This is a genomic window from Serratia sp. Ae19-1, assembly GCF_059801225.1.
The window spans coordinates 1-25,548 of the sequence record NZ_JBCHWD010000001.1; the positions used below are offsets into that span (position 1 = coordinate 1).

Below are 25,548 nucleotides of genomic sequence, written 5' to 3' on the forward strand. Positions count from 1 at the left end.
TAAACGTTATCAGCGTGACGGCTGGTAATGCGCAAATCGCAGAGCGCGATTTGCCGGCATCGACAGATGCAACGTAAAAGAATCGGTGGAGCGGTAGTTCAGTTGGTTAGAATACCTGCCTGTCACGCAGGGGGTCGCGGGTTCGAGCCCCGTCCGTTCCGCCACTTAATTGATAAGCCCTGAGTCTCTGACTCAGGGCTTTTTCATATCTGCATTTTGCGCTTTTCAGGCCGAAATCCTTCTCCTTTACCGTCTTATTTCCCCATATTGTTGCTGGAAAATCAAAAGTCTTATGCCGAACCAGGCGTTTCTGATCAATAAAAAAGTTGCCATAATCTTTCGCATACCGCATCTACCCGCTAATGAGAGAAAATATTATGAGCATCCCTGCATTTGGTTTAGGTACTTTCCGCCTTCAGGATCAGGTTGTTATCGATTCCGTAAGCACCGCACTTGAGCTGGGTTATCGTACTATCGATACCGCACAGATCTATGAAAACGAAGCGGCTGTTGGTCAGGCTATCGCTGCCAGCGGCGTGAAACGCGAAGACCTGTTCATCACCACCAAGATTTGGATCGCGAACCTGGCGAAGGGCGCGCTGATCCCAAGCCTGCAAGAAAGTCTGAAAAAACTGCAGACGTCCTACGTCGATCTGACGCTGATCCACTGGCCATCGCCAAACGATGAAGTGCCGGTTGCCGAATTTATGGCTGAGTTGTTGGAAGCGAAAAAGCTGGGGCTGACTCGTCAAATCGGTGTATCTAACTTCACCATCGATTTGATGCAGCAAGCGATTGACGCGATTGGCGTAGATGAAATCGCCACCAACCAAATCGAGTTGTCACCGTTCTTGCAGAACCGCAAGGTGGTAGAATTCGCACAGCAGCACGGCATCGCCATCACCTCTTACATGACGTTGGCCTACGGCAAAGCGCTGCAGGATGAAACGATCAAAAGCATCGCCGCACGTCACAAGGCGACCCCTGCACAGGTAGTCCTGGCCTGGGCGCTGAAGCTGGGTTATGCGGTGATCCCGTCTTCGACCAAGCGTGAAAACCTGGCGAGCAACCTGTTGGCGCAGCAACTGACGCTGACCGACGAAGATATGGCGCAGATCGCCGCACTGGAGTGCAACGGCCGTCTGGTGAGCCCGGAAGGTCTGGCGCCAAACTGGGATTAATCATTCCTCACGGCATCAGCTTAAGGCGTCCCTCGGGGCGCCTTTTTATCGTTTGAGGTATTCGCTCACAAAATCAATGAAGCTGCGCAGGCGGTTGCTGACGGCGCTGTCGCTGTAATACACCGCGTTGATCGGCATAGCGACCGGCAGTGTCGCTTCCACCAGAATCGGGACTAAATCTCCACGTTTGATATCTTCGTCGCTCATAAAGTCCGACAGGCAGGCGATGCCGTTGCCATGCAGGCAGAGATGACGCTGGGTCTCTCCGCTGTTGGTGGTCAATCCCGGGGTGATTTCCAGCTGGCTGCCGTCTGAACAAGCCAGCGGCCAGCGGTTCAGGCTGGGCAGGTCGTTGAAGCCTATGCAGCAGTGATGTTCAAGATCTTCCACCGTTTGTGGCGTGCCGTATTGGGCCAGATAGGCGGGGGAGGCGAGCACATGCCGGTAGCTGGTCATCAGTTTGCGCGCTTTCAGCGTGGAATCGGTCAGTTCGCCGACGCGGATTGCGATATCCACTTTTCGCTCGATCAAGTTGATAAAGTTTTCCGAAGACACCAGTGATAACGACATTTCAGGATAACGCTCGCGGAACTCCGCGACTAACGGTGTCAGCAAGTGCAGCACCACCGGTGTTGCCGCATCGACCCGCAGCAGGCCTTGCGGGCGCTGGCGGCTTTCCAATAGCGCATTTTCTGCCGCGGCCATATCGTTCAGTACCTTCTGCACCTGGCGAAAGTAATTTTCTCCTTCTTGGGTCAGACTGATTTGGCGCGTGGTTCGGTTGAGCAACGTCACGCCCAGTTTGCTTTCCAGCTTTTTCACCGTTCTGCTGACCACGGAGTTCGCTTGTTCCAGGCGCTCCGCCGCCCGGCTGAAGCTGCCGCTCTCCACTACCGTGACGAAAGTGATAAGTTCATCAGAATTCGCTTTCATTTTTGCTCCGCAGGCAAACTCTATTTTCGATTATTCGCGATCCTGTCATTTAAACACGATAGGCGCAGGGCCGCTATTCACTTGAATACAACAGACTGTAAAACGCTGGGGCACACACCATGCGTTTACGCGCAGGTTTTGCGGCCCTTTTCGCATTTTTCATCCTCCATGCCCAACCTTTACACAGCTATACCGTCAGAAGATTGAAATCGCCGCAGGCGGCCCCTATAACTGAAAAGGTTATGCCTGTAAAAGCCATGCCCTCCGCATGGCTCAGGCGTATAATCAATTCATCGTTGGCGAGTATTCATCGCCAGTTTCATGTTAATGGGTAATAGGCGAATCGCGTGCCGAAACGAACTTATGCAATGAGGTATGTTGCAGGTCAGCCAGTTGAGCGAATCTTTCCTGGCGCCGTTAACCAGCCGCTGCCGCCTGGGGCGGCGCTGCCAACGACCGGCGCCTTGCGCGTCATGGTATGGAATATCTTCAAGCAGCAGCGAGCCGACTGGCTTTCGGTGCTGAAAAATCATGGCAAAGACGCACAGTTGGTATTGTTGCAAGAGGCGCAAACCACGCCGGAGCTGGTGAGCTATGCGACCGCCAACTATCTGGCGGCCGATCAGGTGCCGGCCTTTGTCTTGCCGCAGCATCCTTCCGGCGTGATGACGCTGGCGGCCGCTCACCCGGTTTACTGTTGCCCGTTACGTGAGCGTGAGCCGTTGCTGCGGTTGTCCAAGTCGGCCTTGATCACCGTTTATCCGCTGTACAATGGCGAACTGTTGATGGTGGTGAATATCCATGCGGTGAACTTTAGTCTTGGAGTCGACGTCTACAGCAAGCAGCTGGGGCCGATCGGCGAACAGATCGCCAGCCATCGGGGGCCGGTGATCATGGCGGGGGATTTCAACGCCTGGAGCCGCAAGCGCATCAATGCGCTGTATGACTTTGCCGGCGAGATGGCGTTACGTGAGGTGAGCTTCACCGATGATCATCGCCGCAAGGCCTTTGGCCGCCCGTTGGACTTCGTGTTTTACCGTAACCTGGGCGTCGTGGAGGCCTCGGTGCTGGTGACCAGCGCGTCGGATCACAATCCGTTGTTGGTGGAGTTTCATCCGGAAAAAGACTCGCCCGTCTGGTGAATCGCAGATAATAAAAAAGCACCCCGAGGGGTGCTTTTTTTGTGCCGGAAACTTAGGTGTCCGGCGTGAGCTTGTTGCCGACAAACAGGGTCAGCTTCAGACCAGGTTGCAGGTTGCCTTTGGCGAGCGTTGAATTCCAACGCATCACGTCGTTAATATCGACGCCGTGACGACGTGCGATACTGGCGAGCGAATCACCTTTACGAACCTGATAGGTGATACTGCTGTTACTGCCAGTATTGCTGGCCACTTGCAGGGTTTGCCCAACTTTCAGAGCGCTCTTGGCGCGTAAGTTGTTCCAACTCTGCAAATCGCTGGTCTTAACGTTCAGCCGCTTGGCAATGCCCGATAAGGTGTCGCCGGAGCGCACTTTATACGAACTGCCGCCGGACAAACCGCTGTTCTTCGCCAACTGCGTCGTTGGCTGAGTCACGGCGATCTGGCCATCGGCCAGCGAGTCTTTCAGCTGATCGGCATGACCTTTGGGAACCATAATGTAATGGGGCCCGTTGGGTGCCGTAACGCCTTTCTTGTAGCCTGGGTTATACGCTTTCATCTTGGTGACCGAAAGCCCTGCCATCTCAGCCGCCTGAGTCAGCTGGATCTGCTGCCCAACATCGATACGAGCCAGCGCACGGGTTTCATCCGTTTTCGGGAGTTTCACGCCGTACTTCTTGCTGTTCTTGATGATGTCGCTCAGCGCCAGCATTTTCGGGACATAGATTGACGTTTCACGCGGAAGCGACAATGCCCAGAAATTGGTTGGCTTACCCTGACGTTTGTTTGCCTTCACCGCTTGCATCACGCGGCCTTCACCACTGTTATAGGCGGCTACGGTCAGTAACCAGTCGCCGTTAAACATGCGGTTCAAGCGTTGCATCATGTTAAGCGCAGCGGTTGTCGAAGCGACGACATCACGTCGACCGTCATACCACTGATTGTTTTTCAAACCATAATTGCGACCCGTTTGCGGCACGATTTGCCATAGCCCTGCGGCGTTGGCACTTGACGTGGCGTGTGGGTCAAAAGCGCTCTCCACTATGGGTAGCAGTACCAGTTCCATCGGCATATTACGTTTCTTAATCTGCCCGACTATCCAGTACATGTACGGCTCTGCCCGTAATGTTACATCGTGGAGATAGCTCTTACTTTTTAAGTACTTTCTTTTCTGATCACGGATCCGGGAATTTTCCGGAACCTCCATCTTCAGCTCGTCGCTAATGAAGTTCCACAGGTCCTGTTGCGCGGCGGGACTATTGTTATCTAGCCACCGCGCCGAGCTCGCTCGGCCATTTGCTGTGTACTCTCCTGCTTCACCATCTTGACCAGCCGAAGACAAACTCTGTGCATGCTGTTCTGGCGCCGGTGCGTCCTGCCTGGACGACTGGCAACCCACTAGCAAGACTGAGGCGAGAAATATCGCTTTAGCCTTCATGTGTGTGTCAATGTAGTTGCTTAAAAGACGAGCAATAATACTTTGCTTCGCCAAATAACACAACTAAAAGCTTAGAAGTTATCTTTCCGCAGGCGTAATTCGGAAAAAACTGAATGAAGGCTTTCCGGTGGTGAGTTAAAGCCTAATTTCTTTTGTAAATCAGCGTCATGGCAACGTAAAAACAGGTTAATTTTACGCTCTAATTGCAACGTGGTCGGCACACTGGCTTGGCCTTTTGCCCTTAACGCTTCAACATGTTGTTGATATGTTTCAATCTCTCGATCTTCCGGCAAAATAGCCCGCGCAAACTTAAGATTTGAAAGAGTATATTCATGCGCGCAGCAAATTAAAGTGTTATCGGGAAGTTGCGCGAGTTGTTGAAATGAGTCGTACATTTGTTTGGCGGTGCCTTCAAACAGCCTGCCGCAGCCGGCGGAGAAAATTGTGTCGCCGCAGAACAGATAAGGGGCGCTATAGAATGCTACGTGGCCCAGCGTATGGCCGGGAACGGCGATGGTCCGGTACTGACGGCCATCGATGTCAAAGGTGTCGCCGTCACGGACGATGTGGTTAGCGCCTTTATCCGCGGTTTCCTGCGGTCCGTAGACCGCAAGATCCGGGTATTGCGCTACGATTTGGGCCACGCCGCCGACGTGATCGTGGTGGTGGTGGGTCAACAGGATCGCCGAAGGTGTCAGCTGCAGGCGCTGCAGCGCCTCGAGCACCGGCCGCGCCTCACCCGGATCGACAATAACGCAGCGCCCCTGCCGGTCATCCAATAACCAAATGTAATTGTCCTGGAAGGCGGGAATGCTGATAAGATTCATGGTGTACCTCTCGTTGGCAACGGCTTGAAAGAAGATAATAAATCATGAAACCAGCCCATACTCTACGAAAGCTTACCGGCCCGCAGTCCTGGGCTGAGCTGCCGTGGGGGGAGTACTATCGTGAAGCGCTCGAACGGCAGTTGCAACCCTGGTGGCCGAAGCTGTTTGGTTTTCATCTGCTGAAGATGGGGATGCTTAGCGCCGAGCTGGCCACGGACAAATGCGCGATTTCCCACCAGGTCAACGTCGGGCTGGAGGGGGAAGGGCTGCAGGTGATCGCCGATGCCTATCAACTGCCGTTTGCCGCCAAGTCGGTGGATGCCTGCCTGCTGGCGCACACGTTGTCCTACGCGGACGATCCGCACCGCATGCTGCGTGAAGTGGACAGGGTGTTGATCGACGACGGCTGGCTGGTGATCAGCAGTTTCAACCCGTTCAGCCTGCTGGGACTGGGCAAGTTGGTGCCCGGATTGCGCCATCGCCAGCCCTATGTCAGCCGCATGTTTACCCAAATGCGGCTGCTGGACTGGCTTAGCCTGCTGAATTACGAGGTGTTGTACCAGGCGCGTTTTCACGTGCTGCCGTGGCACCGCAAGGGCGGCAAATTTTTATGCACCCATTTGCCGGCGTTGGGCTGTATGAGCGTGATTGTGGCGCGCAAGCGCACCCTGCCGTTGACGCCCACGCCGATGAAATTGGGGGCGAGAAAACCGTCTCTCAGCCGCGCGGTGGGCGCGACCAAGAGCTATCGCAAGCTGCCTTAGGCTTCCGGTTGGTAACCGACGTCTTCCTGCGTCGGCTTACCGGCCGCTTCGCGCGCCAACACGTCGCAACGTTCGTTCTCCGGGTGGCCGGCGTGGCCCTTGACCCATTCCCATTTCACGTCGTGGCGTTGAATGGCCAGATCCAGGCGCTGCCACAGATCGACATTCTTGACCGGCTTTTTGTCGGCGGTTTTCCAGCCGCGCTTTTTCCAGTTATGGATCCAGCTGGTGATGCCCTGGCGCACATACTGGCTGTCGGTGCTGAGCGTCACGGCGCAAGGCACGGTCAGCGCTTCCAGCGCCACGATCGCCGCCATCATTTCCATGCGGTTATTGGTGGTCAGACGAAAACCCTCGCTGAAGGTTTTTTCCGTCTGCTTATAGCGTAATATCGCGCCGTAGCCACCGGGGCCGGGGTTGCCAAGGCAGGAGCCGTCGGTGAAAATTTCTACCTGTTTGAGCATCTCTGGTAGACTCTTCCTATTAGTTTTACAAAAGCCAAGTCTGACATAAACGAGCGCTGTGAGCACTGCAATATGATCTCAACAACCACCAGACAGATTGTCCTCGATACCGAAACCACCGGTATGAACAAGCTTGGGGTGCACTACGAAGGGCACCGCATCATCGAAATCGGTGCGGTGGAAGTGATTAACCGCCGCCTGACCGGGCGCAACTTCCACGTTTACATCAAGCCGGATCGGCTGGTGGATCCGGAAGCGTACGGCGTACACGGCATCAGCGACGACTTCCTGGCCGACAAACCGACCTTCGATCAGGTTGCCGACGAATTCCTCGAGTTTATCCGCGGCGGCGAGCTGGTGATCCATAACGCGGCGTTCGATATCGGCTTTATGGATCACGAATTCCGCATGCTGCAGCAGGGGATCCCGAAAACCGAGACCTTCTGCACCATTACCGACAGCCTGTTGATGGCGCGTCGCCTGTTCCCGGGCAAGCGCAACAACCTCGATGCCTTGTGCAGCCGCTATGAGATAGACAACAGCAAGCGTACGCTGCACGGCGCATTGCTCGATGCCGAGATCCTGGCTGAAGTCTATCTGGCGATGACCGGCGGTCAGACCTCGATAGCGTTCCAGATGGAAGGCGACTCTCAGCAAAACGACGATGCGCAAGAAATCCAGCGCATTGTCCGCCCGGCGACGGCGATGAAAGTGGTCTATGCCAGCGATGAAGAAGTGAAGGCGCACGAAGCGCGTCTGGATCTGGTGGCAAAGAAGGGCGGCAGCTGCCTGTGGCGCGGGGCGTCGGCCGAATAACGGCGTTTTTGCACGAAAAAACCTCAGTGGGTGATGCTTCGTTGAAAAACTGTGCAAACGGTTCATTTGCGGAGAAAAAGGCGTTGACGGAACCGAGAGGCGTCCGTAATATGCGCCTCGTTCCCCCGCAAGAGGGAATGGCGCGGAGCGGTAGTTCAGTTGGTTAGAATACCTGCCTGTCACGCAGGGGGTCGCGGGTTCGAGCCCCGTCCGTTCCGCCACTATTCAGAAGCCCTGAGTTAGCGATAACTCAGGGCTTCGTCGTTTCTGCACTCTGCAAAACGGCGTGGCCCAATCAACGGGGCCGGCAGGCCGGCCCCTTATTCTCAGAACAACACCGAGTAGTTCAAACCGAAGGTGCGTCCGCGGCCCTTATAGCTGTACAGCTCAGGCGAACCGTAAGTCGGGCTGTACAGGATCGGCGCGCGCTGGCCCCAAACGGTGGTGTACTCCTTGTCCAGCAGGTTTTCCACGCTGAAGCTGATTTTCCCTACCGGCAGGGTATAGCTGCCGAGGAAGTCGAGGGTGTTGTAGCCCTCGATCTTGCGGCCCTGGGTGGCGTTGGCCTTGGTGTAATCGCCATCGTCCGACACGTCGAAAGTTTGCTGCGATTGTAAGCGCAGATTCCAGTCGCCCGGCGCCCAGCCGACATAGGCGGTAACTTTGGATGGGCTGGCGGTATCGACCACCAGTTTCTTCCATTCGCCGTTGACCTTGGTTTCGGAGCGGATGAAGTTGAAGTTGGTGCCGGCGCTCCAGTCGCTGTCTTCAAAGAAATAATCCACCGCGCCTTCCAGCCCGTAGATACGGCGCTTATCCGCATTGACGTTGATGGTCATGTCGGTTTTATTGATGGCGATGCTTTTGTCGGACAACGAATAGTAGGCGGCGATCTGCGTGCGCAGGTTATCGCCGGTATAGCGCCAGCCCAGTTCGTAGGAATTGACTTTGATGCCTTCCAGCTTGGAATCGCCAACGTTAACGCTCTTCAGCAGCCGGTAGTGGCCGCCGTTCAGCGCGTAGGTGCCGTTGCCGTAATACTTGCCCGGATCCGGGATCTCGAAACCCTGAGAGAAGTTGAACCAGGTTTGCTGGCGCTCGGTCAGGTGCGCCAGCAGGCCGGCGTTGAACAGCGCATTGTTGTAGTCGGTTTTCCCTCCCGGTATGGCGTCGGCGGAGGCGGCGGCGCCGGTGGCGATCGCCTGCTGTTGATTGTAGCCGATAAAGTCGTCGATCTTGTTTTCGGTGTACTGATAACGCACGCCGCCGCTCAGGGTGAAGATCGGGTTGATGTCGTAGCTGGCCTGCAGGAACGACGCCAGGTTGCTGGTGGTATAGCTGGGGTAGCGGCCGGTGTTGTAAGCGTTCTCCAGCTTTATGCCGCCGGACTGTTGGGCCTTCGGCAGGTTGAAGAACTGTTGGTTGGCGTTGAAGCTCTCATGCTCGGCGTCGATGCCGTAAGTCAGCGTCAGCGCGTCGAGCGGCTTGCTGTTCAGCGTCAGTTTGCCGCCGTAGAAATCGGTTTTTTGCTGTGAAGCGCCAATGCTGCTGACGTAATAGTTCGGCGCTTTGCCCGCCAGCGTCGGGAACGGATAGAAGGTCAAGGTTTCGTCACGGTAATAGACCTGAGCCACCAGATCCTGGCCGAGGAAATCGGTGTTGGAGTACTGCAGGTTGATCAGGTGGCGTTCGGTGCCGGGGATGCGGTCGGAGTTTAAGTTGCCGCTGTTGTAAGCCTTGGCGTTGCCGGTCACCGCTGCGAAGTTTTCCCCCAGGAACAGGCCATGATCGCCGTCGGACTGGCTTTTGTAATATTGGGTGGTCAGTTGCAGCTGTTGGTGGTCGTCGATGTTGAGGGTGCCGGTGCCCATGACGTCAAGGCGATCGGAATACTGCAGGCCGGTTTGGGTATTGTCGATCAGCACCTCGTTGCCTTTGCCGTCGTACCAGCCGCCATAGCGCTGGTAAGAAACGGACAGGCGTCCCGAGGCGTTGTCGTTGCCGCCGCTGACCGCCGCCGCGACGTTCTCGTCGTGATCGCTATGGCCGCCAAAGCCGGTTTTGCCGCCGACCTGCAATTCGACCTGCTGCTCTTTCTGCCCTTTTTTGGTCACGATGTTGATCAGGCCGCCGGTGCTGCCGCCACCATAGAGTGCGGTGGCGCCGGAGATCACCTCAATATGATCGATATTGAACGGATCGATCGAATCCAGTTGGCGGCTGTCGCTGCGCGATGAGTTCAGACGTACGCCGTCGATCATCACCATCATCGAACGGCCGCGCATATTCATGCCATAGTTGGTGCGGCCCTGGCCACTGACGTCCATGCCGGGGATCAGCTGCGCCAACATGTCCTTGATCTCTTTGCCGCCCTGAACCTGCTGTTCGATCTCCTGGCTTTCGATCACCCAGGTGGTCTGCGCCATTTCCGCCGTGCTGCGGTGTGAACGGCTGGCGGAGACCACCATCTGCTCTTCGGCGCCGGCTTTCTGATCTTCTGCCCAAGCCGTCGGCGCAAGCATCGCCAGCAGACAAGGGTTCAAAACCCAAAGGTGTTTGCGTTTCATCGTTATTTATTTCCCAGGTGATATTGTTATTGCGTTATTTTTGAGAATGATTCTTTTATCAATAACGTTTCTTGTTATCAATAAAATCGTGATATGATTTTTTGCGATACATTAACGTAATTAATTAGTTTTATTAACATTTTACCCGCTGCGCGATCGAGCAACCCACGCCGTCAACACGGCAGCCGATCGGCCATAGGTGCAAGCGACAGCCGTTGCCGGAGAATCGAGAACATGTCCGCCAGCTACAGAATTTTTGATATCACCTTGAAAAGCAAAACGCTGATTTCACCTTCGCTGGTGCGCTGCGTGTTTGAAGGTGCGGATATTCATCGGATGAAGTTGGAAGCGCCGGATCAGCGCATCAAACTGCTGTTCCCGGCGGCGGACGGCCAGATCCCGCAGTTGGCCAATAGCCCGGACTGGTACGGCGATTACATGGCGATCCCCAAAGAGCGGCGCCCGGTGATGCGCACCTATACGCTGCGTGCGCTGCGCCGCGAACAGAATCAGATGGACGTCGAGTTCGTGCTGCATGGTGTGAACGGCCCGGCCTCCGCCTGGGCGACTCACGCCGAGCCGGGCGATGCCATCCAGACGGTCGCCCCCAACGCTGACTTCGATGGCGATAGCGGCGGCTACGAATGGGCGCCGCCGGCGCAGTTGCAGCAGGCGCTGTTGATCGCCGATGAAACGGCGGTGCCGGCGGCGATGGGCATTCTGGAGCAATTGGCGCAGCAGGCCAATCCGCCGCGCGTGCAGGCGTTCTTCGAAGTGCCGCAGGCGGGGGATTGTCTGGATTTGGTCCGTTTCCCGTTCGCCGAGGTTTACTGGCTGCCGCGCGACGTGGGCCGCCAGCTGGCGCACGGCACGTTGCTGGTGGAAGCGGTGCGGCAGCGGGTGGATATTCCCGCTTCGGCGTGCGCGCAAGCGCAGTCTTTGGCGGAAAGCAGCCTGAGCGATGAAGTCTTGTGGGAACGGGCAGCGGGCGGCAACGCTTTTTATGCCTGGGTGGCGGCCGAGTCTTCGGCGGTGAAAACCCTGCGCCGTTATCTGATCGGCGAACGCGATCTGGATCGCGCTACCGTTAACTTTATGGCCTACTGGTGCTGAACGCGCCGCCCTTTTCCGGCGACGCTGCCGGAGAGGGGCTGGCCGCTGTTATTTCCCATCAACGAAGAATCGCTTGCCAGCGGGTAGTTCGGCCGTGCTATGTTCCGCTGAAACAAAGGTTACAGCGAGAACGATAATGCAACGGTTCGACGAACGCCTGCGCCGCGACTACCCACAGCTGACGCCACAGGAGCAGCGGGTGGCCGACTTCATCTTCGATCACTATGACGATTTGATCGGCTACAACAGCGCCGAGCTGGCGCGCCTGAGCGGCGTTTCCAAAGCCACGGTCAGCCGCTTGTTCAAACGGCTGGGCTACCCCAACTATCGCGCCATGCGCGATGAGCTGCGCACCCTGCGCCAGAGCGGCATGCCGCTGACCGATAGCCGCGATGCGGTGCAGGGCGATACGCTGCTGGCGCGGCACTATAAGCAGGAAATGGCCAATCTCACCCGCTGGGTAAAACATATCGATGCCGAACAGTTCAGTGCGACAATCGCCGCGCTGGCACGAGCGCGTGGCGTGATGCTGTTGGGGCTGCGCAACAGCTATCCGGTGGCGATGCACCTGCGTCAACAACTGATGCAGGTGCGTGAACAGGTGCTGCTGGCGCCGCAGCCGGGGCAGACGCTGGCGGAAGATCTGGCGGGCCTGACACCGCAGGACATGGCGGTGGTGGTGGCGTTCCGCCGCCGGCCGCGCCAGATAAAGGCGGTGCTGACGCTGTTGCAAAGCCGCGGGGTACCGACGCTGCTGATCTGCGAGCCGCAGGCGCAGGCGTTGTTTTCGTTGGCCGACTGGCAATTGACCGTGCCGCTCGACAGCGTGTCGGCCTTCGACAGCTATGCCGCCGCCATGAGCCTGGCCAGTTTGCTCAGCAATGCGTTGCTGCATGAGAGGCTGGCGCAGGGGCGGCAGCGCATTCATCACGTCGCTGAACTGTTCCAGACGCTGGACGAACTGGAGCTGCGTTAAGCACGGCAGATCATTTCCCTTCCTTCCCCCCTCCGCCGTTTAAGGCGGATCGGTCATCTCATTGTGTTACTTTGGTTTCATTAATTGATCATAAGAATCTTTTGTTTCAACTGAATCCCTATCGGGAGTAGGCTGTTGGGCAGCAAACAAACGTCATGTCGACGCTGAAGGCATAACTCAATAACTTACTAAGCTGACAGGGAATGAACATGTTGGATATCTCGCAATTCGATCAGATTAACCCGCCGGCGCGCCTGCTGATGGGGCCGGGGCCGATCAACGCCGATCCGCGCGTGCTGCGTGCCATGTCGAGCCAGCTGATCGGCCAGTACGATCCGGCGATGACCGGTTACATGAATCAGGTCATGGCGCTGTATCGCGCGCTGTTCCGCACCGAAAACCGCTGGACGATGCTGGTGGACGGCACCTCGCGCGCCGGTATCGAAGCGCTGCTGGTTTCCGCCATTCGCCCGGGCGATAAGGTGCTGGTGCCGGTATTCGGCCGCTTCGGACATCTGCTGTGCGAGATCGCTCGCCGTTGCCGTGCCGAGGTGCATACGATCGAGGTGCCGTGGGGTGAGGTGTTCAGTGCCGATCGCATCGAAGACGCGATTAAGCGGGTTCGTCCGCGCCTGCTGCTGACGGTGCAGGGCGACACCTCCACCACCATGCTGCAGCCGCTGCATGAGCTGGGCGATATCTGCCGCCGTCACGGCGTGCTGTTCTACACTGATGCGACCGCTTCCTTCGGCGGCAACCCGCTGGAGACCGATGCCTGGGGGCTGGATGCGGTCTCTGCCGGGCTGCAGAAGTGTCTGGGCGGCCCCTCCGGCAGTTCACCGGTCACCCTCAGCCCGCAGTTTGAAGAAATCGTGCGCCGCCGTAAATGCGTGGAGCAGGGGATCCGCACCGCCGAGCACGCCGACGGCGACGACGAGATGATCTACTCCAACTATTTCGATATCGGCATGATCATGGATTATTGGGGGCCGGAACGCCTGAATCACCACACCGAAGCCACCAGCATGCTGTTCGCGGCGCGAGAATGCGCACGGGTGATCCTCGAAGAAGGGCTGGATCGCGCCATCGCCCGCCACCGGCTGCACGGCGCGGCGCTGCTGGCGGGCATCCTGGGCATGGGGCTGGCGGTGTTCGGGGATCTTGAACACCGCATGAATAACGTGCTCGGCGTGATGATCCCGCCGCAGGTGCATGGCGAACAGGTGCGGCAGATGATGCTGAACGACTTCGCCATCGAAATCGGCACCTCGTTCGGCCCGCTACAGGGAAAAATCTGGCGCATCGGCACCATGGGCTACAACGCGCGCAAGGATTGCGTGTTGCAAACGCTGGCGGCGCTGGAGGCGGTGTTGAACCGCCTCGGTTTCGTCAGCAAGCAGGGCGAGGCATTGCAGGCCGCCTGGAACGTTTATGACGCAGGACATCATGGATGACGCCACTGGAGGCGCAACAGGCCGCCGCGCGGGTGATGGCGCGCTGTGACGAGCTGGCGGCGATCAGCGCGGAGCCCGATCGGCTCACGCGCCTTTATCTTTCTGCGGAACATCCACTCGCCAACCGCCTGGTTGGCGAGTGGATGCGCGAGAGCGGGATGGCGGTTTGGCAGGACGGCGTCGGCAATATCTGCGGCCGCTATGAAGGGCTCATGCCCGGCGCTCCGGCGCTGCTGCTCGGCTCGCATCTGGACACGGTGCGTAACGCCGGGCGCTATGACGGTATGCTCGGCGTGCTTACGGCGCTGGAAGTGGTGGCGCGCTATCACCGCCAGGGGCGCCGATTGCCGCTGGCGCTGGAGGTGATCGGTTTTGCCGACGAAGAGGGCGCGCGCTTCGGCGTCACGCTGCTGGGCAGCCGCGGCCTGACCGGCCAGTGGCCCGCAGAGTGGCTGGCGCGCACCGATGCCGACGGCGTCAGCATCGCCCAGGCAATGCGCGAATTCGGGCTGGATCCGGCGGCGATTGCACAGGCGCACCGTGCGCCGCAGGACATCCGCGCCTATCTCGAGCTGCATATCGAACAGGGCCCGTGCCTGGAGGCGGCCGATTTGGCGCTGGGCGTGGTGACGGCGATCAACGGCGCGCGTCGCCTCAACTGTATCTTTAGCGGGGAGGCGGGCCACGCCGGCACGGTGCCGATGGGGCAGCGCAAAGATGCGCTGATGGCCGCGGCGGAATGGATCACGGCGCTGGAAACTTTGACCTGCAACGCCGATCCGCACCTGGTGGCCACCGTGGGCTGCATCGAGAGCCTGCCGGGCGCGGTCAACGTGATCCCCGGCGAGGTGCGGTTGACGCTCGACGTGCGCGGCCCGCAGGATGCGCCGCTGACGGCGCTATTGGCGACGTTGCTGGCGCAGGCGCAGGCGATCTGTGCGCGGCGCGGATTGCGCTTCGCCAGCGAGGAGTTTTATCGCATCGACGCCACCGCCTGCGACGCGGACCTGCAGCATCGTTGGCTGGCGGCCGTCGCACAAGTACAGGGCCGCAGCCTGACGCTGCCGAGCGGCGCCGGGCACGACGCCATCGCCATGGCGGCGCACTGGCCGGTCGGCATGCTGTTTGTGCGTTGCGCCGGCGGCATCAGCCATCATCCGGCCGAAGCGGTGCGACAGGCGGACGTGGCGCTGGCGATCCAGGCCTATTGCCTGATGATCGCCGGCTGGGAGAGCGGTTGATCAGTCCAGGCGCAGAAAACTGTCGGCGTCGCGCCAGGCCGGGAAGGCGCTGCGGTAACTCTGCAGACTTTCCAGCGACAGCTCGGCGTCCAGCCGCGCGGCTGCGCCGGGCTCCGCATCTGCCAGGATCTCGCCCTGTGGGCTGATGATCAGGCTGTCTCCGCTGTAGTTTAGGCCGTTGGCATCTTCGCCCACCCGGTTGCAGCCCGCCACATACACCTGATTTTCAATCGCCCGCGCCGCCAGCAGCGTTTGCCAATGGTTGCTGCGCGGCGCCGGCCAGTTGGCAACGTACAGCGCCAGATCGTAATCCTGCTGATAGCGCGCCCAGACCGGGAAACGCAGGTCGTAACAGATCTGCGGCAGGATGCGCCAGCCGCGCCACTCGAAGATTTCACGCCGGTTGCCGGCCTGGTAGTGCAGATGTTCGCCGGCCATTCGGAACAGGTGGCGTTTGTCATAGGCGTGTACCTGGCCGCCCGGTTCCACCAACAGGAAGCGGTTGACCGCCCCCTCGTCAGTTTTCAGCGCCACGCTGCCGCCGATTAACGCATGGCTTTTCACCGCCCAACCGTGCAGCCAGTCGATCACCTGCTGTTCGGGCAGGGCGCTCTCGCCGGCATCCATGGCAAAACCGGTGGTGAACATTTCCGGCAAGACGATGAGATCGCGCCCGACGATCGGTGCCAGCAACGCGTCGAAGGCGGCCAGGTTAGCGAGGCCGTCGCGCCAGACCAGCGGTTGCTGCAACAGGGTAATTTTTAAAGTCGACATAACCGCTCCGCAGCTGCATCCAGCGTGGCGTCCTGTTTAGCGAAGCACAGCCGGATCAATTTATGGGGGAAAGGATCGGCACAGAAGACCGACAGCGGAATGGCCGCCACGCCCACGTGCTCGGTTAACCAATGGCAGAACGCCACATCGTCCAGATCGGAGATGGCGCTGTAGTCCGCCAGCAAGAAGTATGTACCCGCGCAGGGTAAAATTTCCAGTCGGCTGCTCGCCAGCGCCTGCACAAAGCGATCGCGCTTGGCGCGATAGAACGCCGGCAGCTGTCGCCAGTGCTCCTGCTCGGCGCGCAGGCTATCCGCCAGGGCCAGCTGCGCCGGGGTATTGACCGAAAAGGTCAGGTATTGATGCACCTTGCGCACTTCGGCGCTCAGCGCGGCGGGCGCCACGCAGTAACCCACTTTCCAGCCGGTCATGTGGAAGGTTTTGCCGAAGGAGGACACCGCGATTGCGCGCTGGCGCAGCTGCGGGTGGGCCAGCACGCTGGCGTGGCCGCCTTTGGCGAAGCAGATGTGTTCGTAAACCTCGTCGCTGAGCACGTAGATTTCGCGTTTGGCAATGGCGTGCCACAGCTGCTGCAGGTCTTCCGCCTGCCAGGCGGTGGCGGACGGATTGTGCGGCGTGTTGACGATCACCAGACGAGTGCGCGGCGACAGCGCGGCGGCGAACCGTTGCCAATCGACGGCAAAGGCCGGCGGCTGCAGGGCGATGCGTTTGAGGACGCCGCCGGCCAGCGTTACCGCCGGCGCATAGCTGTCGTAGCTGGGATCAAAACAGACCACCTCATCGCCGGGGCGCACCAGTGCACTGATGGCAGCGAACAGCGCTTCGGTGGCGCCGGCGGTGACGGTCACTTCGCTGTTGGCGTCCGGCTGCCAGCCATACAGCTCGGCGGTTTTGTCGGCGATGGCTTCACGCAGCGGCGCCACGCCGGTCATCGGCGCATATTGGTTGGCGCCCTGGGCGACGTGCCAGGCCAGACGTTCTTTCAGATAGTCCGGCCCGTCGAAATCGGGGAAGCCCTGCGACAGATTGATCGCCTGGTGCTGCTGCGCCAGTGCGCTCATCTGGGTGAAAATGGTGGTGCCCAGAGCGGGCAGCTTACTGTCGGGAATCAATGCGGAAGTGCTCATAGCAGGTGAATACTCCAGGCGCTTATATTGCCGTCAATATAACACGATGCTAGTATTTGGCAATCAAGACGCTTAGATGGCTAAATGCGAAAAAGTGCTTAGCCTGCCTGCTGACTGCTTTAGCGAACGGGAAACGATAATAATGACGGAGAATCCGCAACTTGCCGCGTTACTGGCGGCCTGCCACTGGATTGGCGACAAAGGCTGGTGTCCGGCGACCGGCGGCAACATGTCGCTGCGCCTCGACGAACGTCAATGCCTGATTACCGAGTCCGGCAAAGACAAGGGCAGCCTGAGTGCCGCCGATTTTCTGCGGGTGAATATCGCCGACAATCACGTGCCGAGCGGCCGCACGCCATCGGCGGAAACCGGGCTGCACACGCTGCTCTACCGCCTGTCTGCGCACATCGGCGCGGTGCTGCATACCCATTCCGTTAACGCTACCGTCCTGTCGCGGGTGGAACGCGGCGATGCGCTGGTGCTGCAGGGGTACGAAATGCAAAAGTCGCTGGCCGGCCAATGCAGCCACCTGGACAGCGTGGCGATCCCCATTTTCGACAACGATCAGGACATTCCCCGGCTGGCGGCGCGGGTGGCGGCCTATGCCGAGGCTACGCCGCTGCGGTACGGCTTTCTGGTGCGCGGGCACGGTCTCTATTGTTGGGGAAGCCAGGTGGCGGAAGCCCGCCGCCATCTCGAAGGGCTGGAATTCTTGTTCCAGTGTGAACTGCAACGTCGCTTGCTGGAGGCGAAATGATCCGCGCTATCGTGACCGATATTGAAGGCACCACCAGCGATATTCGCTTTGTGCATCAGGTGCTGTTTCCCTATGCCCGTGAACGGCTGGCGGATTTTGTACGCCGTCATGCCTCAGAGGACGAAGTCGCCGCGCCGCTGGCCGCGCTGCGCGCTGAAATTGGCGAGCCGCAGGCGGATCTCGATGCACTGATCGCCGCGCTGTACCGCTTTATGGATGAAGATCGCAAATCCACCGCGCTCAAGGCGCTGCAAGGCATCATCTGGCGCAGCGGTTATCACGAGGGCGACTTCCGCGGGCATCTTTATCCGGAGGTCGCCGGGCAATTGGCCTCCTGGCAGCGGCAGGGGCTGAAGCTCTACGTCTACTCTTCCGGTTCGGTGGAGGCGCAGAAGCTGCTGTTTGGCTACAGCGACGCCGGCGATCTGCAGCCGCTGTTCAGCGGCTATTTCGATACGCACGTCGGCGCTAAGCGTGAAACTGCGTCGTACCGCAACATCGCGCAGGCTATCGGCACCGCGCCTGACGAGCTGTTGTTCCTGTCCGATATCCGCCAGGAGCTGGACGCGGCACAGGCCGCCGGCTGGCATACCTGCCAGCTGATCCGCGATGAGGGGGATACGCAGAGCCGGCACCCGCAGGTAGGCCGTTTTGATCACATCGATTTAAGGGAGTTCGTCTCATGAGTGGATTGACCATTTTCAGCGATGAAGCGCCGCAGCAGCCGTTGTGGCAGAGCCGCGATGCGCAGGAGATCCAGCGGCAGTTGGCGCAGATCGGCGTACGCTTTGAGCGCTGGCAGGCGGATCGCGAGCTGGGTGACAACCCGCAGCCGGAGGCGGTGATCGCCGCCTATCAGCATGAGATAGACCGGCTGGTGGCGGAAAAGGGTTACCAGAGCTGGGATGTGATCAGCATGCGGCCGGACCATGAGCAGCGCCACGCGCTGCGCGAAAAATTCCTGTCCGAACATACGCACGGCGAAGATGAAGTACGCTTTTTCGTTGAAGGGGCGGGGCTGTTTTGCCTGCACCTGGACGGCAAGATCTTCCAGATCCTGTGCGAAAAGAACGATCTGATCTCAGTGCCGGCCAATACCCGCCACTGGTTCGATATGGGATCGGCGCCGCATTTCACCGCGATCCGGGTGTTCGATAACCCGGAAGGCTGGGTGGCGCATTTCACCGGCGACAAGATCGCCGATGCTTATCCGCGTCTGGACTGAGTGCCGACGGGCGGGCGTTAACCCAACGCCCGCTGGAAAATCCCCGCTTTAACCTGCTGCGGCGTAATCACGCCGCTGTCGAATACCCACCCGCTGATGAGTGCCGCCGGCGTGACGTCGAACGCCGGATTGTAGACCGGCGCATCGGTCGGCGCCCACTGGCAGGCACCGAAGCTGCCTGAAACGCCGGTCACCTCGGCCGCGGCGCGTTGCTCGATCGGGATGGCGGCGCCGTCCGGGCAGTGCGGATCGTGGGTGGTGTGTGGGGCGGCCACGTAGAACGGGATGCCGTGATAGTGCGCCAGCACCGCCAGGCTGTAAGTGCCGATCTTGTTGGCGACGTCGCCGTTGGCGGCGATGCGATCCGCGCCGACCCATACCGCATCGATCTGGCCCTGCGCCATCAGGCTGGCAGCCATCGAATCGCAGATCAGGCGATAGGGAATGCCCAGCTCGCCCAGTTCCCAGGCGGTCAGGCGGCCGCCTTGCAGCAGCGGCCGGGTTTCATCGACCCACACCTGCTGCACTTTACCCTGCTGGTGGGCGCGCAACAGCACGCCGATGGCGGTGCCGACACCGGCGGTGGCCAACCCGCCGGTATTGCAGTGGGTCAGCAGGCGGCTGTCGGGCTTGACCAGTTCCGCGCCGTGTTCGGCGATGCGATCGCAAAGCTGACGATCTTCTTCTACCAACCGCAGTGCTTCGTGCGCCATTGCCGGCGCCCAGTCTGGCGCCGCCAGCGCCAGTTTCATGCGATCCAGATTGTTCATCAGGTTGACCGCCGTCGGGCGGGCGGCGCGCAGCGTGTGCAGCGCCTGTTCCAGTTCGGCGCGCGGCAGACCGCGTTCCGCGAGCAGCGCCAGCAGCAGGCTGGCGGATAGCCCGATCAGCGGCGCGCCGCGTACCCGCAGGCTGTGAATGTGGCCCACCAATTCCTCCACGCTGTCGCAGGCGCGCCACCGCTTTTCCTGCGGCAGGGCTTGCTGATCGAGGATCCAAAGGCGGTTGTCTCGCAGGGTCAAACTGGTGGTGTTAAGCGCTTGCATCGGCGGTTAATTCCTTGTTGCGTGGTTATTGCATCTGAAACGCTATTCTGCCAACATGACTTCCAGATGTATAGACGTCCAAATGCTTTTACGTCTAAATAGATAAAATCGCTGGGGCCAGTGAGAGAGAACAGAGGGGTTGGGGAATGTCGCTTTATCGTACGTTTACGGCTGCCGATGCCGTTGAATACGCCCGTCAATACGGACAGGTGGCCGATCCGCAGGCGCTGGTGAGCGCCGACGAGATCGGTGACGGCAACCTGAACCTGGTGTTCAAGATCCGCGATCGCGAAGGCGTAAGCCGGGTGATCGTCAAACAGGCGTTGCCGTACGTGCGCTGCGTGGGCGAATCCTGGCCGCTGACGCTGGATCGGGCGCGCATCGAAGCGGAAACGCTGCTGATCCACGGTGATTTCTGTCCGCGACATACGGTGAAGGTGCTGCATCACGATCCCGAGTTGGCGGTGATGGTGCAGGAAGATCTCTCCGATCACCGCATTTGGCGCAGCGAGCTGGTACAGGGGCATTACCACCCGCTGGCGGCTGGGCAGCTGGCGGAATACCTGGCGCAGACGCTGTTCCATACCTCCGACTTTTATCAATCGGCGCAACAGAAAAAAGCGGAAGTCAGCCGCTTCACCAACCCCGAGCTGTGCCAGATCACCGAAGATCTGTTCTTTACCGACCCTTACATCGACCATGAACGCAATCAGTTCGAGGCGGCGCTGTTGCCGCAGGTGCAGGCGCTGCGTGAGGATGCGCCGCTAAGACTGGCGGTCGCCGGCCTGAAACATCGCTTCCTCAGCAAGGCGGAGGCGCTGCTACACGGAGATATTCACAGCGGTTCGATCTTCGTGGCGGAAGGACGGTTAAAAGCGATCGACGCTGAATTCGGTTTCTACGGCCCTATCGGCTTCGATATCGGCACGGCGCTAGGTAACCTGCTGCTCAACTACTGCGGCCTGCCGGGGCTATTCGGGCCGCGCGACGCCGCCGCCGGACGCGAGCAGCGGCTGCAGGATGTGCGCGAGCTGTGGTTGATTTTCGCCGATCGTTTCCTGGCCCTGTGCCACCAGCAAAGCCGCGATGCGGCGCTGGCGGCGCCGGGTTATGCCGAGCAGTTCCTGCAGCAGGTCTGGAGCGACGCGATAGGGTACTGCGGCACCGAACTGATTCGGCGCACTATCGGCCTGGCGCACGTCGCCGATCTGGACAGCATCGCCGACGCCGATATGCGCCTCGACTGCCAGCGCCACGCACTGGGATTGGGGCGCACGCTGATCGTCAATGCGCCACATATAGAGCATATTGACGCGCTGTTGGCGCGTATTCGTCAGCAAGGCTGAAAGTCTTGGCAATGAGGCAAACCCGGCTGCGGCCGGGTTTTTTATTTTTTAATAACTTATAGGTATCAGCAATAGAATAGATAAATTCTTTTTAACTAAAAATATATTTTTCTCGCGTCTAATTTGTAAATTTAATTATATTTTTTGACCGTTGGTTACATGTCATTAATATTGTGCGAGACGTATCATTGATGGTTATTTTCCAGGTGTCTGTTGAGGTGGTAAAAATAATAAATGGTAGCCTGTGCTTTTTTTGATCGTTTTATTGTGGGGGCGCAAAGAGAAAATAAGATTTTTTATAGATAAAATCTATCACGCCACCGTTACTTTTTTGTGGCGTGGGTGAGTCTTGTTTTTGCATGAATAAAGTTGCGGCTTGATCATCTCAACATTACCTCCTAGATTGTTCGAAGGTCAGATAAGCACAAATAAATAACGCAAGGTTATTAACTATTAATCACCTTTGGCCTCGGCTTGTCTGATTATTTCTATTAAGACTGGAGTCCTCCATGCAATTAACGCCTAGAGAAATCGAAAAGCTAATGGTCTATACGCTGGCCGACGTCGCCTTAAAGCGAAAGTCCAGAGGGATAAAGCTTAATTACCCCGAGGCGGTGGCGATTATTACCACCGCGGCACTGGAAGGCGCCCGCGAGGGCAAAACGCTGGAAGAGGTCATGAACGACACGCGGCAGGTGTTAAGCCGCGACGACGTGATGGATGGCGTGGCGGATCTGATCCCGCACGTGCAGGTTGAAGCGATTTTCAGCGACGGCAGTCGTCTGGTGACGGTGCACGATCCGATCCAATAAGCGCGTCCCCTGAGAGCTACGGATAAACTTTATCAGCGCAGGTATTTTCGATGAAAAAGCATGACCAAGAAAAGCACGTGCCGCCGGGCGGCTATATCCTGTCCGAAAGTCCCATCACCTTCAATGAAGATCGCGCGGCCATTATTTTAACGGTGCGTAATACCGGCGACAGACCTATTCAGGTCGGCTCGCATTTTCATTTCTTTGAAGCCAACAAAGCGTTGCAGTTCGATCGTGCTGCCGCCTTTGGTAAACGTTTAAATATCACCGCTACGACGGCGATCCGTTTTGAACCCGGCGATGAGATCGAAGTGGCGCTTATTGCCATCGGCGGTAAACAAACGGTGTATGGCTTTAATAATCTGGTGGACGGCTGGGCGGGGGACAGCCCGGTAGCCGCCGGTGAAAGAGTAAAGAAAACTGTAGATGTAAAGCGAGCTATTGAACTGGGTTATAAAAATGTCGAACAGACGCCGACGAAGACGAACGGGGAATAAAGCATGCCAACCATTTCCAGGCAGGAATATGCCGGGCTGTTCGGCCCGACCACCGGCGATAAAATTCGCTTGGGCGACACGCAGCTGTTTATTGAAATAGAAAAAGACCTGCGCGGTTACGGTGAGGAATCGGTCTACGGCGGCGGCAAGTCGCTGCGTGACGGCATGGGTGCCGATAACCGATTAACCAGCGATAATGTTCTGGATCTGGTCATTACCAACGTGACCATCCTGGATGCCCGGCAAGGGGTGATCAAGGCGGACGTCGGCATTAAAAACGGCCTGATCGCCGGCATCGGCAAAAGCGGCAACCCGGCGGTGATGAACGGCGTCACGCCTGGCATGGTGGTGGGCGTCAGCACTGACGCCATCTCAGGGGAGCACCTGATCCTGACCGCCGCCGGCATCGATACGCATATCCATTTCATTTCGCCGCAGCAGGCCGCACACGCGCTCTCCAACGGCGTGGCGACCTTCTTCGGCGGCGGCGTCGGGCCGACCGACGGCTCTAACGGCACCACCGTGACCGCCGGCCCCTGGCATATCCATCGCATGCTGCGCGCCTTCGAAAATATGCCGGTCAACGTGGGGATGCTCGGCAAAGGGCATGCTTCCCATGCCGCGCCGTTGGTCGAACAAATTACCGCCGGCGTGGCCGGATTGAAAGTGCACGAAGACTGGGGCGCCACCAATTCCGCACTGCGCCATGCGCTGCGGGTGGCCGACGATATGGATATTCAGGTGGCGGTGCACACCGACAGCCTGAATGAGGGCGGCTACGTCGAGGACACTATCGACGCCTTCGAAGGGCGCACCATCCACACCTTCCACACCGAAGGCGCCGGCGGCGGGCACTCGCCGGATATCATCAAAGTCGCCGCGCAGATGAACGTTTTGCCGAGTTCTACCAACCCCACGCTGCCGTTCGGTATCAACAGCCAGGCCGAACTGTTCGACATGATCATGGTGTGCCACAACCTCAATCCCAATGTGCCGGCCGACGTGGCGTTCTCCGAAAGCCGGGTGCGCCCGGAAACCATCGCTGCGGAAAACGTGCTGCATGACATGGGCGTGCTGTCGATGTTTTCCAGCGATTCACAGGCGATGGGGCGGGTCGGTGAAAACTGGCTGCGGGTGATGCAGACGGCGCATGCGATGAAAGTCGCCCGCGGCAAGCTGCCGGAGGATGCGGCGGAGCACGATAACTTCCGCGTGTTGCGTTACGTGGCGAAGATCACCATCAACCCGGCGATCGCGCAGGGGATCAGCCATGTGCTGGGCTCGGTCGAGGTCGGCAAGATGGCCGATCTGGTGCTGTGGGAGCCGCGTTTCTTCGGCGCCAAGCCGAAGCTGGTGATCAAGGGCGGCATGATCAACTGGGCGGTGATGGGCGATCCCAATGCGTCGCTGCCGACGCCGCAGCCTACCTTCTACCGCCCGATGTTCGGCGCCATGGGCAAATCGCTGCAGGAAACCTGCGTCACTTTCGTCTCCGGCGCTGCGTTGCACGACGGCATCAAAGAGAAACTGGGGCTGGAGCGGCAGGTGATGGCGGTGCATAACTGCCGGGCGATCTCCAAGCAGGACATGGTGCGCAATGCGGAAACGCCGCACATCGAGGTGGATCCCGAGACCTTCGCCGTCAAGGTTAACGGCGAACATGCCACGGTGAAACCGATCGCCACCGCCGTGCTTAATCAACGCTACTTCTTCAGCTAGGGATCGCCGCTCATGATCGTGATTGAAAAGATACTCGGCAATATCAAACGTGATGCCGATTGGCGCGAGCGCTTGCAACACGCCTCGCTGGACGTGCTGACGCTCTCGCAGTGGGAGGCGCAAAAAAGCCGGTGCCGCAAAACCACCCGCGACGGTCAAGACCTCGGCATTTCCCTCGATCGTCATCAGGTGCTGGCTGACGGCGACGTACTGCTCTGGGACGAAGCGAACCGCAGCGCGGTGGTGGTGCAGATGAACCTGCGCGACGTGATGGTGATCCATCTGCAGTCGCTGTTGGCGACCGATATGGCGACGGTGCTGAAAACCGCGTTCGAACTGGGGCATGCGCTGGGCAACCAGCACTGGAAATCGGTCATCAAGGGGGACCGCATTTTTATTCCGCTGACGGTGGCGACCAAGGTGATGGATTCGGTGATGAAAACCCACGGTTTCCATGCACTGCCTTATTCGTTCGTGAAGGGCGAGAGCATATTGCCGCATTTGACCCAGCCCGAAGCGCGCCTGCTGTTCGGCGGCGCGGAGGATTCCGCCACCCATGTGCATGTCGACAGCCCGTTCCTCGGTCAGCACGTGATCAAACTGAAATGAACGCCGTTCAGTTGATACGCATCCTGCAGTTTGCCGACTCGGTGCTGCCGGTGGGGGCGTTCGCCTTTTCCAACGGCGTCGAGTCGGCGATCCAGGCCGGTATCGTGCGCGATGCCGACACGCTGCAATCGTTCACCCGCACCGCCTTGCAGCAGGCGGCGGGCGGCGACGGCAGGGCGGTGGTGGCGGCCTGTCGGGCGCTGCAGGCGGACGATCGCGAGGCGGCTCTCGGCCACGACTGGGCGCTGTTCAACCGCAAGCTGAACGAAGAAGGGCGCAGCATGGTGGTGCGAATGGGAAAAAAGCTGGCGGAAATGACGGCGGCCATCTGCGATGAGCCCCAGGTGCTCTGGTGGCTTGAGCAGATCAAAACCGGCCGCGCCGCCGGCACCTATCCGGTGACGCAGGCGGTGGTGATGACGGCGCTGGGCGTCGGCCCGCGCGAGGTGGCGGTGATGCACCAGTACGGGGTGGCGATGACCATTCTCAGCGCCGCCATGCGCCTGATGCGCATCACCCATATCGACACCCAACGCATCCTGTTTCAACTCAACCGCGACATCGATGTTTTTTGTGACGAAGCCGAACGCGGCGGCGTTGAACAAATGGCCTCTTACGCGCCGGTGACCGATGTCCTGGCCGCGCTGCACGTCGGCGCATTTACCCGACTGTTCAGCAACTAATGAATAAGGAACGATCAGA

The 25,548-nt window shown here is 59.0% G+C and carries 25 protein-coding genes and 2 tRNA genes; 19 read left to right on the top strand and 8 right to left on the bottom strand.

What is annotated here, in order from left to right; all coding sequences use genetic code 11:
• Window positions 1–87: 87 nt before the first annotated feature.
• Window positions 88–164 (top strand) — tRNA-Asp (locus tag AAIE04_RS00005).
• Between the two features lie 213 nt (window positions 165–377).
• The gene (gene dkgB / locus AAIE04_RS00010; RefSeq protein WP_498576282.1) at window positions 378–1,181 is read left to right on the top strand and encodes a 2,5-didehydrogluconate reductase DkgB; all 804 of its coding nucleotides are present in this window, start codon (window positions 378–380) and stop codon (window positions 1,179–1,181) included.
• Window positions 1,182–1,226: 45 nt separating this feature from the next.
• Here dkgB and yafC read toward each other — a convergent pair whose 3' ends face one another.
• The gene (yafC, locus tag AAIE04_RS00015) at window positions 1,227–2,114 is read right to left on the bottom strand and encodes a DNA-binding transcriptional regulator YafC (protein ID WP_019454339.1); all 888 of its coding nucleotides are present in this window, start codon (window positions 2,112–2,114) and stop codon (window positions 1,227–1,229) included.
• 347 nt (window positions 2,115–2,461) lie between these two features.
• Between yafC and AAIE04_RS00020 the strand changes: the two genes are divergently transcribed.
• Window positions 2,462–3,256, top strand: a complete 795-nt coding sequence (locus tag AAIE04_RS00020; protein WP_025160092.1) for an endonuclease/exonuclease/phosphatase family protein — start codon at window positions 2,462–2,464, stop codon at window positions 3,254–3,256.
• A 52-nt stretch (window positions 3,257–3,308) separates the two neighbouring features.
• Here the strand turns inward: AAIE04_RS00020 and mltD are convergent, their stop codons facing one another.
• Together mltD and gloB are read right to left on the bottom strand one after the other, a co-directional pair.
• Window positions 3,309–4,691: a murein transglycosylase D gene (gene mltD, locus AAIE04_RS00025; protein WP_139285506.1), complete on the bottom strand. Its 1,383-nt coding sequence runs from the start codon at window positions 4,689–4,691 to the stop codon at window positions 3,309–3,311.
• A 71-nt stretch (window positions 4,692–4,762) separates the two neighbouring features.
• Window positions 4,763–5,518 (bottom strand): hydroxyacylglutathione hydrolase, encoded by a 756-nt coding sequence (gene gloB, locus AAIE04_RS00030; protein ID WP_498056800.1) that lies wholly within the window; start codon window positions 5,516–5,518, stop codon window positions 4,763–4,765.
• A gap of 44 nt (window positions 5,519–5,562) precedes the next feature.
• On the opposite strand from gloB, the gene AAIE04_RS00035 reads away from it, so the two are divergent.
• Entirely contained in the window at window positions 5,563–6,282 is a 720-nt protein-coding gene (locus tag AAIE04_RS00035) for a class I SAM-dependent methyltransferase (RefSeq protein ID WP_498576283.1), read from the top strand.
• On the opposite strand, the gene rnhA is transcribed toward AAIE04_RS00035, so the two are convergent.
• Window positions 6,279–6,746, bottom strand: coding sequence for a ribonuclease HI (rnhA, locus tag AAIE04_RS00040; RefSeq protein ID WP_019454335.1), 468 nt, complete (start codon window positions 6,744–6,746; stop codon window positions 6,279–6,281). The genes AAIE04_RS00035 and rnhA overlap by 4 nt on opposite strands.
• 72 nt (window positions 6,747–6,818) lie before the next feature.
• Here rnhA and dnaQ point away from each other — a divergent pair, with 72 nt between their 5' ends.
• Both dnaQ and AAIE04_RS00050 read left to right on the top strand, forming a co-directional pair.
• Window positions 6,819–7,562 carry a DNA polymerase III subunit epsilon gene (gene dnaQ, locus AAIE04_RS00045; protein ID WP_025160090.1) on the top strand — a complete coding sequence of 248 codons (744 nt, stop codon included), beginning with the start codon at window positions 6,819–6,821 and terminating at the stop codon, window positions 7,560–7,562.
• Window positions 7,563–7,706: 144 nt separating this feature from the next.
• Window positions 7,707–7,783 (top strand) — tRNA-Asp (locus tag AAIE04_RS00050).
• Window positions 7,784–7,888: 105 nt separating this feature from the next.
• On the opposite strand, the gene AAIE04_RS00055 is transcribed toward AAIE04_RS00050, so the two are convergent.
• Entirely contained in the window at window positions 7,889–10,129 is a 2,241-nt protein-coding gene (locus tag AAIE04_RS00055; RefSeq protein ID WP_498576284.1) for a TonB-dependent siderophore receptor, read from the bottom strand.
• 234 nt (window positions 10,130–10,363) lie between these two features.
• Between AAIE04_RS00055 and AAIE04_RS00060 the strand changes: the two genes are divergently transcribed.
• From AAIE04_RS00060 to hpxK, 4 genes are all read left to right on the top strand, one after another.
• The gene (locus AAIE04_RS00060; protein ID WP_019454332.1) at window positions 10,364–11,242 is read left to right on the top strand and encodes a siderophore-interacting protein; all 879 of its coding nucleotides are present in this window, start codon (window positions 10,364–10,366) and stop codon (window positions 11,240–11,242) included.
• Between the two features lie 136 nt (window positions 11,243–11,378).
• On the top strand, window positions 11,379–12,218 hold the full coding sequence (locus tag AAIE04_RS00065; RefSeq protein ID WP_019454331.1) for a MurR/RpiR family transcriptional regulator: 840 nt from the start codon (window positions 11,379–11,381) through the stop codon (window positions 12,216–12,218).
• Window positions 12,219–12,427: 209 nt separating this feature from the next.
• Window positions 12,428–13,672, top strand: coding sequence for a pyridoxal-phosphate-dependent aminotransferase family protein (locus AAIE04_RS00070; protein WP_025160089.1), 1,245 nt, complete (start codon window positions 12,428–12,430; stop codon window positions 13,670–13,672).
• Window positions 13,669–14,913 (top strand): allantoate amidohydrolase, encoded by a 1,245-nt coding sequence (gene hpxK / locus AAIE04_RS00075; protein WP_498576285.1) that lies wholly within the window; start codon window positions 13,669–13,671, stop codon window positions 14,911–14,913. The genes AAIE04_RS00070 and hpxK overlap by 4 nt, the downstream gene beginning before the upstream one ends.
• On the opposite strand, the gene AAIE04_RS00080 is transcribed toward hpxK, so the two are convergent.
• Both AAIE04_RS00080 and AAIE04_RS00085 read right to left on the bottom strand, forming a co-directional pair.
• Window positions 14,914–15,687, bottom strand: coding sequence for an amidohydrolase (locus AAIE04_RS00080; RefSeq protein ID WP_019454328.1), 774 nt, complete (start codon window positions 15,685–15,687; stop codon window positions 14,914–14,916).
• The gene (locus AAIE04_RS00085; protein WP_498576286.1) at window positions 15,675–16,835 is read right to left on the bottom strand and encodes a pyridoxal phosphate-dependent aminotransferase; all 1,161 of its coding nucleotides are present in this window, start codon (window positions 16,833–16,835) and stop codon (window positions 15,675–15,677) included. The genes AAIE04_RS00080 and AAIE04_RS00085 overlap by 13 nt, the downstream gene beginning before the upstream one ends.
• 142 nt (window positions 16,836–16,977) lie before the next feature.
• On the opposite strand from AAIE04_RS00085, the gene AAIE04_RS00090 reads away from it, so the two are divergent.
• The 3 genes from AAIE04_RS00090 to AAIE04_RS00100 are packed head-to-tail and all read left to right on the top strand — an operon-like array spanning window position 16,978 to window position 18,817.
• Entirely contained in the window at window positions 16,978–17,592 is a 615-nt protein-coding gene (locus AAIE04_RS00090; protein ID WP_498576287.1) for a methylthioribulose 1-phosphate dehydratase, read from the top strand.
• Window positions 17,589–18,278 (top strand): acireductone synthase, encoded by a 690-nt coding sequence (gene mtnC / locus AAIE04_RS00095; protein WP_498576288.1) that lies wholly within the window; start codon window positions 17,589–17,591, stop codon window positions 18,276–18,278. The genes AAIE04_RS00090 and mtnC overlap by 4 nt, the downstream gene beginning before the upstream one ends.
• Window positions 18,275–18,817, top strand: a complete 543-nt coding sequence (locus tag AAIE04_RS00100; RefSeq protein WP_498576289.1) for a 1,2-dihydroxy-3-keto-5-methylthiopentene dioxygenase — start codon at window positions 18,275–18,277, stop codon at window positions 18,815–18,817. Before mtnC ends, AAIE04_RS00100 begins: the two co-directional genes overlap by 4 nt.
• Before the next feature lie 17 nt (window positions 18,818–18,834).
• On the opposite strand, the gene mtnA is transcribed toward AAIE04_RS00100, so the two are convergent.
• On the bottom strand, window positions 18,835–19,863 hold the full coding sequence (gene mtnA / locus AAIE04_RS00105) for an S-methyl-5-thioribose-1-phosphate isomerase (protein ID WP_154747800.1): 1,029 nt from the start codon (window positions 19,861–19,863) through the stop codon (window positions 18,835–18,837).
• Between the two features lie 146 nt (window positions 19,864–20,009).
• Here mtnA and mtnK point away from each other — a divergent pair, with 146 nt between their 5' ends.
• The 6 genes from mtnK (at window position 20,010) to AAIE04_RS00135 (ending at window position 25,529) form a co-directional block, all read left to right on the top strand.
• Window positions 20,010–21,209 carry an S-methyl-5-thioribose kinase gene (gene mtnK, locus AAIE04_RS00110; RefSeq protein WP_063918764.1) on the top strand — a complete coding sequence of 400 codons (1,200 nt, stop codon included), beginning with the start codon at window positions 20,010–20,012 and terminating at the stop codon, window positions 21,207–21,209.
• 509 nt (window positions 21,210–21,718) lie between these two features.
• On the top strand, window positions 21,719–22,021 hold the full coding sequence (locus tag AAIE04_RS00115) for an urease subunit gamma (protein ID WP_025160087.1): 303 nt from the start codon (window positions 21,719–21,721) through the stop codon (window positions 22,019–22,021).
• A 50-nt stretch (window positions 22,022–22,071) separates the two neighbouring features.
• Window positions 22,072–22,518: an urease subunit beta gene (locus tag AAIE04_RS00120; RefSeq protein ID WP_498576290.1), complete on the top strand. Its 447-nt coding sequence runs from the start codon at window positions 22,072–22,074 to the stop codon at window positions 22,516–22,518.
• 3 nt (window positions 22,519–22,521) lie between these two features.
• On the top strand, window positions 22,522–24,237 hold the full coding sequence (locus AAIE04_RS00125; RefSeq protein ID WP_498576291.1) for an urease subunit alpha: 1,716 nt from the start codon (window positions 22,522–22,524) through the stop codon (window positions 24,235–24,237).
• 12 nt (window positions 24,238–24,249) lie between these two features.
• Window positions 24,250–24,846 (top strand): urease accessory protein UreE, encoded by a 597-nt coding sequence (locus AAIE04_RS00130; RefSeq protein WP_498576292.1) that lies wholly within the window; start codon window positions 24,250–24,252, stop codon window positions 24,844–24,846.
• Complete coding sequence (locus tag AAIE04_RS00135; RefSeq protein WP_063918766.1) at window positions 24,843–25,529, top strand: urease accessory protein UreF; 687 nt, start codon at window positions 24,843–24,845, stop codon at window positions 25,527–25,529. Before AAIE04_RS00130 ends, AAIE04_RS00135 begins: the two co-directional genes overlap by 4 nt.
• The last annotated feature ends 19 nt before the right edge of the window (window positions 25,530–25,548 follow it).